Source organism: Pseudomonas sp. SA233, from assembly GCF_054792385.1.
In genome coordinates this window covers 1,957,775-1,970,002 of sequence record NZ_CP096449.1, presented here as the reverse complement: position 1 = coordinate 1,970,002, position 12,228 = coordinate 1,957,775, and the positions used below count along the sequence as shown (strand labels likewise).

The following is a 12,228-nucleotide window of genomic DNA, read 5'->3' as shown; positions in this document are numbered from 1 at the left end:
GTTCACGACGTCGAACACAGCACGTTTTTGCATGTCCCCGCCTCGCAACGCATTCCTACCGCCACCTGATGCACCAGCATAGAAGCCACTGAGTCGGGATCCAGGGCCGGAATGGGTCTCATGAGGGTCGTCAAGCAACCCGCGCATCGAGATCACCTCGTATAAGGCCTTTTCCGTCGCGCAGGCACTCAGCATCAGTCCCCGCTGAAAATGATGAGCCATGGTTTCAAATGAATAGGACTAGTATCGCTCGCACCTTGAAAATAGGGCCCTGCCAACGCTGATTTCATGGGATACAGTTCGACTGCACCGACGCTGTGCGCAGTGGGATTGTCCACGTGATCGAATGAACACTCGTCGGAGCGAAAAAATAGGGACCTTTTCAACACAGAGACCTAGCTGGTTTGATCAGTAAACCCCATGAACCGTCACTACCCCATTGGTACCTATATTCGAAATTGGCATGAGGCATCATAATTTCCATACCGACATGGCCACAAAAGTCAGGCCTATGTGTCAACGCATTGAGGCCAGTCGACGCTGAAAGTCTGAGCTGGCCAATTCCTCCCACAGCCACTGGCGAGCCATTGACTGCGTACGCCCCTCCCCTGAACGCTGCCAGTCTTCCGCCGCAGTCTGCGCTGCATTCACCCACCTTTCCCAGCAAATTGGACTGAAGGGCAAGCATTCATGCAGTCTCTTCGAAAACGCTTTACTCAAGGGAACGCTACGAATGCATCGATAGAGCGGCACCACCACGGCACGAAACGGCTCAAAAATCGTCGCAACAAGGAGGTATGCGGCGAGGTTCTTCAATAGCCAAAGGCGTTGTAAAAACAGCGATTTATCGTCGCTACGAAGCAAAAGCACTATGTCATAGATTCGGTCTGGATCAGGGACGCCGATCCAATCGAGCATCGTCTGCCCACTGAAACGCCGCATCCGATGGTCAGCGCTCACGCGTAAGTCAAAACATTGCTGACATTCTGGAAGAGGCTTGTCCCTCAACGCATTCCATAAGGGATGATTCCAAACAGCATTCAAGTTGGGATAGAGCACCAGCCAGGCCTCTCGCTCCTTGTCTGGCATTTTCGCCCCCCGCAAGCGGCCGCTCCACTTATGGCTCAGAAGATCAAGATCCGTGGATGTTTTACCTCCCGCGATACGAAGGGCTAGCGAATAACCTTTATGAGGACAATCAAGGGCATCTGCCAGGATATGCACAACCTGCATATTCCGCAGCCTCTCAACCTGTCGGTCTATTTCTGAAACCTTCGACATAAGGCGCCCTTATCTTTCCCTACACCATGAGCCTAGCATTCCCCTACACCTGATCCTACGCCTTACACCAAAGCCACAAAATGCGAAATTTTCTTTGTATCCGAGGTCGTAAAAACAAGGACTTAAGAGGGAGGTTCGAGAAATGTCGAATCCTAGAATTTTCTTGCGAGCCGAGGATAATCGTCCACACAGGCAACCCAGCTTTTGGAATCGGGTAGGTAGCGAGCATTTTTCGGGAGGTTTTGCCAGTGGACGTTCCCATCGGGCTTCGCAAGCCAGACAAATGCGGCTACTACGGCAAACACTTGATTTTTCATCCATCCCGAAAAACCGGACGGCAGGAAGTTTGTAATAGCGTACTTGAATCTGACTACTGCATACTGCTTGAATGGGACAAAAATGTAGTGAACTACGCTAGCCAGCCCGGCGCATTAGAGGTAAAAATTAACGGCAAAAAACGTCGATACCACCCTGACTTTCGAGTCGAAACCAGGGAGGCATTGTACTTCACCGAAGTGAAACATGACTTCGAAACAATCAATCCCAAAAGGCGAGAGCTGTTATTAGCAGCTCAGCAGGTATTTGCAGACCTGGGGTATTCATTAGTTTTTGCCGACACAAGCAGTATTCGACAAGGCGTAAAGTTGAAAAATATTAAATTTTTATATTTTCACTCTTTCAACGTTTGCGATGAGGAAAAGACTGCCTGCCAACGCTGGCTGCAGTCTATCAAGTACCCGGTACCGCTACGCGCGCTGATCTACACTAACAGCATCGTCAGAGAACGTGCAGTCTATCAAGCTCTTTTTGATGGTGTGCTATTAACAGATTTAGCTTCTCAACTAACCCTGGATAGTTTACTGAATTTTAACTCTGAAAAGTGACTCATCACGGGCTAACACATATGCAGCCCTTAAAAACAGTGCTCAGGCGTAAAGCTGTAACGAGCTAGTTGCCCACTAGGCCGACAATATGATCACACCGCGCGTTGGTGCGAAATACAAACTAAATGGCTCGATCTACGAAATACTCTCCATAACCGATACGGTTATTTCATTATGCTCCTCTGACCACCATAAACATCGCTTTATTGAGCGGAACGATTTCGACTTGATGCAGCAACGTGGTCAGTTGCGACTGCATGAGCGAACACCCTCAGAGCTCAGTCAATATGGGCAACTCAAGTCGCTAAAACCTAAAGAACAACGGCGAGTTGAGATTTGTCACGCGATTGTGGAGGATATTTTGCAGCGTTTTCATGGACGCATGCCCAAAAAAGCAGCTGAAGAGGCCATAAAGGCGTTATCTGAAAAACTAGGCCTAAACCACCCCCCAAGTTATTCAACAGTCCGAACGTGGAAAAATCGATATCTTGCTTCGGATTGCAACCCTATCGCTCTAACTCGCGCTGTCGCGCCACCCCCTAAATCTTGCTGGCCTGCTCAAGTAGACAAATGGATTGATGATTACATTGAAACAGAGTACCTCAAACTCGAGCGACCTACGCTGATGCATGTTTACAAGTTATTTAAGGGCCATATTGTTCGCGAAAACCAAGAGCGTACCCGCCTTGGTCTTCCCAGATTCGACATCCCTTCTTATTGGACCTTCAGGCGAAAGCAGCAGCGGCTCGATCGATACTATGTAATAAAGCGAAGATTTGGAGCAAAAGAGGCGACTAGACGTTATAAGTCTAGCGGCCATTTGTATGTTGACCAGGATCTCGCCGCCGCAAGTTACTTTGACTCCAAAGAACTAAACAACGTAATTATTCATCAAGAATCGAAGCTACGTGGCGTACCCATTCTCTCATGCCAATTCAACCCAGCCAGCCGTTACGTAACTGGTTGGGATATTTCCTTTGGTGCGCCTTCCGCCGAAAAAATGGTACGCGCCACGGTCGTCTCAATTTTGGCGCATGGAAAAATGGCATGCATTATCACAGACCACGGACCAGAAATTCTAAATGTCTGGGCGCTTTCTTTTTTTGGAAATTTAGGACTCTTACCTGACTACGTACCTGTCAGAGACGCTGATGCTAAAGCAATAGTGGAACGATTCTTCCTCACGGTTAAAGATCAGTTCTGCAGAATGTTTTCAGGATTTAAGCATGGTTTAGCATCTGAGCGAGGAGAATACCCATCCGTAGATTTGGCGTGCGTGACGCTCGAGCAATACAGGTTGGCCTTCAGCAACTGGCTAGATTTTTACCACAATAATTTTCATACCGAACTGAATATGACGCCTATGCAGATGAGAGCAAAACTGAGCGCCAATGCACTTCCAGCCGAGCGCTATACTGAACAAGAACTATCGCAACTTTGCTTGAGCACATGGAGACTTAGCCTAGACAAAGGCCGGGTTAATAAGCTTGGTCTCATCTGGTGTGGAGATGGTGTCGCCGAGGTACGACAACGTTTGAGGAAAGGACAGACCGCTATCGTACGTTTCAATCCCTGCGATCTAGGCAGAGTTTGGGTATCGCACCCCGATACGCCTAACGAATGGCACGAAGCGACAGGCACTCGTCCAGATTATCAAGATAATCTCACCCTTTCAGAACATCAATTTATTCGTTCTGAACTTCGGTCTCGAGGCATCGAATCGTTCGACGCTGACGCTGCCTGCATCATGCTTTTGGAGCTAAATGAAATGATTCAAAAATTCAAAAAAGAAAATGCAGAAAAAGGACTTCTCACCACCTCAAAATCCAAAAAAAAGAAAATCGAATCCACTTCTAAAGTCGATCCGGAATCACTTCTGAATAACCAGCTGACCAATATGAAACTGGGTACGAAAAAAAGCCCAGCTCCTGACAGCGCTGACGAAGGCTTCTCCACTTACCATGTACCACCTATTCCACCCATCCCAAAACCGGAGTAACAACTAGTACTTTACAACAGAATGACGCGCAATCACTTGTTTAAATTGCCGGTAGTGGCAAGCTCTGTACAGAGGCATAAAAATGCAGTTATCAAACGATCAAAAACTGACTAAGTTGAGCCAGATTATTGTCGCCCATACCAAATACAGTGCTGCACTGGAAACACTCCGTCGAGCCTGGTTTGCAAAGTCCATTAAGCGCGAAGGCTCTTGCGCTGTGATTCTAGGGAATTCGGGCTCCGGAAAAACCCGACTGTGCGAAGATTTTATGCGTGAATTTACGCCGCCTTATATTGAAAAAGACTTAAAGGGAATATCCCTAATTAAACCGATAGTATATTGTCGAGTGCCAGCCGAGGCAACCGTGATCGCAACAATGAAGCGAGTCTTAAAAATCATGGGCGTCCATTTAGGCAATCCGACACAGGAATCGCTAGAATATCAACTATATGAAACCCTCAGGACCTGCCAAACGAAGCTTCTTGTCCTCGATGAGTTTCCGCACATACTAAGAAGCATGACCGAAAATGCTGTGCGTGTAGCAGGCGACTGGCTGAAAAATTTGGCAGATAATTTCGACGGCTTAATATTACTCGCAGGCGAGGCTGACTGCGAAACTGTGATTGATCAGCGTGCAGCAATGGGAGATCGTTTTCCGTACCGCGCATACCTTAGTCCTTTTTCATTAGCAACCGACGATGAATTCAGTGAATTTCAAAAACTGATGCGTGCATTCACTCTAGAAATTAAAAACATCATGGAGTTTCAGGACATGCCCGCACTAAGTAATGAACGGGAATTGTATGCTATATACGCATTAACCCAGGGCAATCTCCGCAAAATATCTGATCTACTTTTCGGTGCATGCTCCCGCGCATTATTAAGAGGTGACGACACGCTCTTGATTAGCGATTTTAGTCAAGCGAGCCGCGACGCTAGTTTCCGCACACGACTAACGGAAAAAGATGTATTTTCGCTCAGCATTGTTGAACTAAAACGGTTGATATTTCTCAGGAGAAATAAAAGAAAATGAGCATGCTAATTTTTATTCCTAGACCTATGGAAAGCGAAAGCCCAATTTCTGTGATCTATCGCTGCGCGCATGCGAATGGCTTTAGAAGCCTCAAGGATTTTAGTCGGGCCTGCGGTGGCTTGCATTATTCCAGCCTCTCTTTTGCCATTCAATATGGGAGCCGAACCCATCAACTCCTTCGCAATGACCCTTTAGTAGACAACGATCATAGAAAGGCACTCGATGATATTTTTATCAAAGGGAACATAATCATATTGAATCCTGCCGAGGAAAACACCAAAATCACTTTCCAAAAGCCTTTTATTCGTACTGAACTAGCACTTTGCCCTGACTGCATCAGAGATGGCAAGCTAAACATCATGCATACTTTCGCCTTTTCAGAAGTATGCCCAACACATTCCCAAAGGTACATTACCGAATGCCCGAAATGTTACAAACCATTCAACTGGATCACATTAAAAAACTTTCGATGCGATTGCACATTTGACCTACGTGATTCCCCTATGAGTTACGCTGACAATCATTGGAGCAATATGGCTTATGAAGCATACTTGCGAAAGGACCAAGAGTTTTATGATAGATTGCAATTAATCATGGGATCGAACCATACTCTATGCTCATCTGGCAGCCGAATCGAAGCGTTAAATGGGTGTATACGCATAGCCACAGGCGATAAATCCGCCTTTTTTCATGAAATGCATTGCGTGCAATCGAAATACCCAAGCTTGCACAAGCGAGCAATCCTAGCCCCCTTCATGCTTATGAAGAATGATACGATTAAAAATCACGCACTAGAATATTATTGCAACACCCTGCAGTCCAGACCATTGAGCCATGATCCTAACTGCGAATGCAGCCAACTCCCACTTACTAGAAAAGAACTAGCACTGATTTGGGATTCTAAGGAAGAAGCATCGAAACTCATCGAAGACCCCGATTGTACACCTGTGAAGAAAACGATGAGCCTGAACAAGTCACAAAGGCTCTACAGAGTTAAAAACCTCTGCCTTAAACTGGCAGCGGAAGATATGGACTGGGATAGCACTGACATCTTTGCAAATCCCTCGGAGCACTTCACCCTACTAACAGCCGAACAAACAGCGCCGCTTCTGAATGCATCATATGGCGCAACTCACCGTTTAATGAAAACAAACATCCTGCACTCGATAAAACTTCCAAACCAACGCCTTACTACTGCGGCCTGGGTAGATGACTTCAAAAAAGTTTATGTACTGGAATCACAGATCTCAGCCCTGCCAGGCGTCAATAGGGAAACCGTTCGGGCAATATTAGAATCAGTCCCTTTAGCCGCAGATTATAACGGCATTGGCGTGCGCTTTAAAAAGCACTTCCCGCAATATATTAGAGGACTCCTTGATCGTCCTAAACCATCAGAAACTTACACTTCTGATGCGACCACTGCTGTGGATCTGAATTCAGCGGCAATTCTGTTGCGCCTTAAGCGCGCAGATATCACTGAGCTTATAAAACGAAACCTATTGACACCTATACCCCGCGACCGCGACTCTAATAGAAACACTAAGTTCATCACGAAAACTAGTTTGGCAAAAGCCATAGAATGGCGTCAGCAATACGTAACAACCAGTGAGATAGCCAGACTATGCCAACTAACCCACAGGGGGTTCCTGAGTCGTTTCATTTTTTCCGGCTACATTCCAATATTAAAACTTGACCAAACACTGATACTTAAAGAGCACGCAGAAAAATGCGTTGAACATCATTCATTTTATACTATTGCGGGAAAAGCGGATTATAATACTGGCAACCCTTATGCGCGGCAATATAGAGCAGGAATCATTCATCCTCTCCCCTCCGATCATCCCGATGCCTTACGAGGTCATTTGGTGTTCCGACGCCAAGATCTAAAGTCAGGGTTGTAACCATCTCACCGGTTAAAGCTCGTTCAGCGTCAACGGCAGCTTCCCCCTAAACAGCCACCTTTAGGCTGGCTCCTACGCGGCCTTGCAGCGCTCCGATCCGCCCACCTCTGCGCCTCAGCGGCCATAAAGCGCACCTCTGCCTTAAGCACGTTAAGAGCGTGCAACAAAAAAAGCCCAGAAAACAACTGGACAAACCGGTCTGACCGGACGAGAGTGAGGGTGCAAACTCATGTGATCACGAAGCTGGAAACGTCGAAAATGTGCGCAAAAAAAAGTTAAAAAACAGTGCAAGAGAATTCCTAACCCACTGTTTTTCCAGAGGATTGGAAATCAGTTGCTGCGCACATGCAAGTTTCGCGCTTTCATGGCTTCGCGCTGAACAAACCGGTAAGACCACAATAATTAAGTCCTGCGCTCTTTCGCCCCGTGCGGCTACCGAAGCAAGGACACCGATCAGAGATCCCTCCCATGCTCAAATGGTGCTCGCGTTCGATCTTCCTTCAAGTCGTGCTCGGCCTTGCCCTCGGCATCGCCTGCGGTCTCAGCTTCCCCGACCTTTCCCTGCAACTCAAACCCCTTGGCGACGGCTTCATCAAGCTGATCAAGATGCTCATCGGCCTGATCGTGTTCTGCGTGGTGGTCAGCGGTATCTCGGGCGCCGGTGACCTGAAAAAGGTCGGGCGCATCGGCCTGAAGTCGGTGATCTACTTCGAGATACTGACCACCCTGGCGCTGGTGATCGGCCTGGTGTTCGCCTTCACCAGCGGCATCGGCAGCGGCGCCAACATCCACCTGGACCAACTGTCCAGCGCCGACGCCAGCAGCCTGGCCGAGCGCGGCCAGCACATCCACGGTGCCACGGCGTTCTTCATGGACCTGATCCCCACCTCGGTGATCGGCGCCTTTGCCGACAACAACATCCTCCAGGTGCTGCTGTTCTCGGTACTGTTCGGCAGCGCGCTGAACCTGGTGGGTGACTCGGCAGCCGGCATCTCGCGGCTGATCAACGAACTGAGCCACGTGATCTTCCGCATCATGGGCATGATCGTGCGCCTGGCACCGATCGGCGTGTTCGGCGCCATCGCCTTCACCACCAGCAAGTACGGCCTGGAATCGCTGCAGCACCTGGGCGGGCTGGTGGCGCTGTTCTACCTGACCTGTGCCGGCTTCGTACTGATCGTGCTGGGCACGGTCATGCGCCTGTCGGGGCTGAAGCTGCTTCCGCTGATCAAGTACCTGCGTGAAGAACTGACCATCGTGCTGGGCACCGCCTCGTCCGACGCCGTACTGCCACAGATCATGCGCAAGCTCGAGCACCTGGGCATCGGCAGCTCCACCGTCGGCCTGGTAATCCCCACCGGTTATTCGTTCAACCTCGATGGCTTCTCCATCTACCTGACCCTGGCCATCGTGTTCATTGCCAACGCCACCGGCACGCCACTGGCAATAACCGACCTGCTGACCATCCTGCTGGTGTCGCTGGTGACTTCCAAGGGCGCTCACGGCATCCCAGGCTCGGCGCTGGTGATCCTTGCCGCTACCCTGACCGCCGTGCCGGCGATCCCGGTGGTCGGCCTGGTACTGGTACTGGCGGTGGACTGGTTCATGGGCATCGGCCGGGCGCTGACCAACCTGATCGGCAACTGCGTGGCCACCGTGGCCATCGCCCGCTGGGAGAAGGACATCGACCTGGAACGCGCGCACAACGTGCTCGACGGCAAACCCGGCTTCGCCCCCACGCCACGCAAGCAGCCCAACCCCCATCAACAGGAATTCTGAGCGAACGTGGCCGGCACTGATGCCGGCCCTTCCAGGAGCGAACCGTGATCAGCTCATCTACCGTCGTCAACTCAGTGGTGGAAAAACTGCGCCAGGCCCTGGCCCGAGGCCAATGGCGTACCGGCGACATGCTGCCAGGCCAGCGCGAACTGGCCGAACAACTGGGCATCAGCCGCCCCAGCCTGCGCGAAGCGGTGACCGTGCTGGAAACCCTGGGCCTGGTGCGTTCGCTGCCAGGCAAGGGCGTGCTGGTACTGGATGTCGATGCCGCCACCCAGGAACCGGGCCTGGACACCAGCGCCGCAGCCAGCCTGGCCGACGTGCTGGAGCTGCGCTACACCCTTGAGCCTTTCATCGTCGGCCTGGTGGCGCAGTCGGCCAACAGCCAGGACATCGGCCAACTGCGCCTGACCCTGATGGACATGCGTGAAGCGCTGGAGGCCGATGACAGCGAAGCCGGCGTCAGGGCCTACATCGCCTTTCATGAAGCGCTGTTCGCCCTGACCACCAACCCGATCTTCCAGAGCGTGGTGCAACAGACCGGCAATGCCCTCAAGCAAAGCGCCGACATGCTGCGCAATTCGCCAGAGCACCTGGCCGCGCGGCTGAAGGAAAACGAAGCGGTGGTGCGTGCCATACGTGAGCGCAGCAGCGCCCAAGCCAGTGCCCAGATGCGCCAGCACATCCTGGCCGAAGGGTTGCGCATGGGCATCCCGTTGAACATCCCGGACGAACACCCGCATCCATGACCCCAGGAGAGCGACCATGAACGCCGCCCCTCACTTGCCGGCCCTGCTCGCGGCCGGCGAAACCCGCCTGTCGGCCGAGCAGATCTACCCGCGGCTGTTCGATGCCATCCTCGAACAGCGCTTGCCACCTGGCAGCCTGTTGCCCGAACAGGCGCTGGGCCATGCCTTTGGTGTCAGCCGTACAGTGATCCGCCGTGTGCTCGGGCGCCTGTCCGACCAGCAGGTGGTGGTGCAACGCCCCAGCCACACTGCGCATCTGGCCGTGCCCGACCCGGAGCAGGCACGCCAGGTGCTCAGCGCCCGGCGTCTGGCCGAAACCACGCTGATCACCCTGGCCGCGCAACGCGTCCGGCCGGTACAGATTCGCCAGCTGCGGCAACTGGTGGAGCGCGAGCGCCAGCACCATGAAAACGGCGAGCGTTGTGCGGCGATCCGCCTGGGCGGCGAGTTTCACCTGAAACTGGCGCAGGTGGCTGCCAATGCGCCACTGGCGCGGTTTCTCAATGGGCTGGTGCCGATGACCTCGCTGATCATCGCCCGTTACGAGTCGCCTTGCTGCGACCACTGCGCGTGGCAGGAACATGCGGCGATCATCGATGCCGTGGAGCATGGCGATGCCGAGGCGGCGCTGGGGCTGATGCACAAGCACCTCGACCGCCTGGAAGAAAAGCTCGACCTGGAATGACCGACTCAAGCTGACGCCCCCCTTGTAGGAGCGGCCTTGTGTCGCGAAAGGGGCGCGAAGCGGCCCCAGGATTTCAGCTGTGCAGCAGAAATTGCCGGGGCCGCTTTGCGGCCCTTTCGCGACACAAGGCCGCTCCTACATGGATCGCGTTGGCCGGGCGATGGCCGATAGGCTGCACAGCAGCCCTTCACTCCCCACCCTATACTCCGAGAACCACCCCAGACTCTATCAGGGAGGCGGTTGCGTGAGCACTCGAGCCCTCCTGCTACTGTGCCTGCTGCTGGCCTTGGCCGGTTGCGCAGGCAAGCCCCCACCTGTCCCGCCGCCACCGGTGGTGCTCACCACCGCCACCTGGCAACGCATCGACCAGGAACTGATCGAAGCCTCGGTCGGCGCCGGCAGCTCGGCCAACGACTATGCACGCCGTTCCATGCGGGTGTGGAAGGAACAGGTACAGCAGCGTACCGAAAGCGACTTCATCCCTTGGTTTACCGGCTACTGGACCCAGCAGTGGCTGACCCTCAAGGTGGCCTGGTACAAGATCGACAGCGGTGAAGGCCGGGAGCCGGCGGAAAAGCGCCTGGCGCTGTACCTGCAGGAGCAGTACCACAAGCGGGTGATCGAACCGGTGGCCGAGCAGATCAACCCCGAAGGCATTCGCGACCGCGCCAGCGAGCTGTACCTGCAACTGCTCGGCCAGCAGCTGCCGGCCATCATCAGCCGCTACAACGCTCCCCCCGAGCAGTTCAGCCAACGCCTCAACCGCATTCCCGCCATCGCCCTGGGGCCACCGGATGCGCGCAATGCCAGCCTTTACCAGCTGCTGCGGGCCAAGTCGCTGGCCCAGCAACCTGCCTGGCAAGCCATGCGCCAGCATCTGCACCAGCAGGCCAGCAAAGGCCCGGGCAAGACCGATGTCGGGCTGAACTCGGTGGCCAACCAGGCCAGCGAAAAGCTCGGCGCCACCCTGGCTCCGCGCGGCATCGCCAGTGCCGTGGCGTCGGCAGTGGGCAAAGTGGCGGGGGCGATGATTTCGATTGCGGCGGCCGGCTATGGGGTCATGACCCATGACCGCGAACACCCGCAGATGGTCGAGCAGTTGCGGGTGATCCTCAACGTGGCGCTGAACCAGGAATGGCAGGAGCTGATGGAGAACCGCCAGAGCGGGGCCATGTCGGGGGTGTACTACCTTTCGGGGCAGGTCGAGGACAGCTTGCTGGCCAGTGCACCGCGGCCGGAGGAACAACCGGTTGAGCAGCAGGTGAAGCAGCAGGAGCCTTTGATCATTCGCCTGCCGCCTTAGTGGTTGACTGTGTCGGCCTTTTCGCAGCTCCCGCCTGAAGGTTGTGCGGTCGCTGTAGGAGCAGCCTTGTGCTGCGAAGAGGCCGGAACAGGTTGAATCAGGCTGCTGCCAAGGCTGAGCTGGGCAAGCCAAAGATCCGGTCGAACGCCCAGTTGTAGGCAAAGGTGTAGCACGGCACCAGCACGATGAACGCCATGTCCACCAGCAACGCCTCCAGCAATGTCATGTCCAGCCACCAGGCAATCAGCGGGATCAGGTACACCACCAGGGTCAGCTGGAAGCCGATGGCATGCGCCACCCGCCGTGCCACACTGCGCCCGCGCGTGGCCTGGCGGCTCTCCCACCACTCGAACAGGGTGTTGTAAATCAGGTTCCAAAGCATGGCGATGGTAGTGATCATCACCGCCAGAGGCCCGGTATGCGATGCCTGGGTGTCCGACAGGTAGGCCAGCCCGAGGGTCGACATGCACAGCCCGATCAGTTCATAGAAAGTCACGTAGACGAGTTTGCGTTTGAGTCCCTGCACTCGGGATTACCTCCAATGACAAAGCGATGGGGCGCGATCATGCTTCATCGTGCTTGACAGCAAAAGTCGGCAGCTGTCAGATCTGCTG

The 12,228-nt window shown here is 53.5% G+C and carries 10 protein-coding genes; 8 read left to right on the top strand and 2 right to left on the bottom strand.

What is annotated here, in order from left to right:
• Positions 1-516 precede the first annotated feature (516 nt).
• Positions 517-1,233, bottom strand: coding sequence for a hypothetical protein (locus M1D87_RS09085; RefSeq protein WP_421091724.1), 717 nt, complete (start codon positions 1,231-1,233; stop codon positions 517-519).
• 296 nt (positions 1,234-1,529) lie between these two features.
• Here M1D87_RS09085 and M1D87_RS09080 point away from each other — a divergent pair, with 296 nt between their 5' ends.
• The 8 genes from M1D87_RS09080 to M1D87_RS09045 all read left to right on the top strand — a co-directional run bounded on the left by M1D87_RS09080 (position 1,530) and on the right by M1D87_RS09045 (position 11,614).
• Positions 1,530-2,165, top strand: coding sequence for a hypothetical protein (locus tag M1D87_RS09080; protein WP_421091723.1), 636 nt, complete (start codon positions 1,530-1,532; stop codon positions 2,163-2,165).
• Positions 2,166-2,253: 88 nt separating this feature from the next.
• Positions 2,254-4,164 carry a hypothetical protein gene (locus tag M1D87_RS09075; protein WP_421091722.1) on the top strand — a complete coding sequence of 637 codons (1,911 nt, stop codon included), beginning with the start codon at positions 2,254-2,256 and terminating at the stop codon, positions 4,162-4,164.
• An 82-nt stretch (positions 4,165-4,246) separates the two neighbouring features.
• Positions 4,247-5,197: a TniB family NTP-binding protein gene (locus M1D87_RS09070; protein ID WP_421091721.1), complete on the top strand. Its 951-nt coding sequence runs from the start codon at positions 4,247-4,249 to the stop codon at positions 5,195-5,197.
• Positions 5,194-7,098, top strand: coding sequence for a hypothetical protein (locus M1D87_RS09065; protein ID WP_421091720.1), 1,905 nt, complete (start codon positions 5,194-5,196; stop codon positions 7,096-7,098). Before M1D87_RS09070 ends, M1D87_RS09065 begins: the two co-directional genes overlap by 4 nt.
• Before the next feature lie 468 nt (positions 7,099-7,566).
• On the top strand, positions 7,567-8,877 hold the full coding sequence (locus M1D87_RS09060; RefSeq protein ID WP_421091719.1) for a C4-dicarboxylate transporter DctA: 1,311 nt from the start codon (positions 7,567-7,569) through the stop codon (positions 8,875-8,877).
• Between the two features lie 44 nt (positions 8,878-8,921).
• The gene (locus tag M1D87_RS09055; protein ID WP_015269682.1) at positions 8,922-9,626 is read left to right on the top strand and encodes a FadR/GntR family transcriptional regulator; all 705 of its coding nucleotides are present in this window, start codon (positions 8,922-8,924) and stop codon (positions 9,624-9,626) included.
• A gap of 16 nt (positions 9,627-9,642) precedes the next feature.
• A complete protein-coding gene (locus M1D87_RS09050; RefSeq protein WP_123085825.1) occupies positions 9,643-10,311 on the top strand; it encodes a GntR family transcriptional regulator in 669 nt (222 codons plus the stop codon).
• A 244-nt stretch (positions 10,312-10,555) separates the two neighbouring features.
• Positions 10,556-11,614 (top strand): hypothetical protein, encoded by a 1,059-nt coding sequence (locus M1D87_RS09045; protein WP_123085823.1) that lies wholly within the window; start codon positions 10,556-10,558, stop codon positions 11,612-11,614.
• Between the two features lie 97 nt (positions 11,615-11,711).
• Here M1D87_RS09045 and M1D87_RS09040 read toward each other — a convergent pair whose 3' ends face one another.
• Complete coding sequence (locus tag M1D87_RS09040) at positions 11,712-12,140, bottom strand: PACE efflux transporter (RefSeq protein WP_123085822.1); 429 nt, start codon at positions 12,138-12,140, stop codon at positions 11,712-11,714.
• Positions 12,141-12,228: the final 88 nt, after the last annotated feature.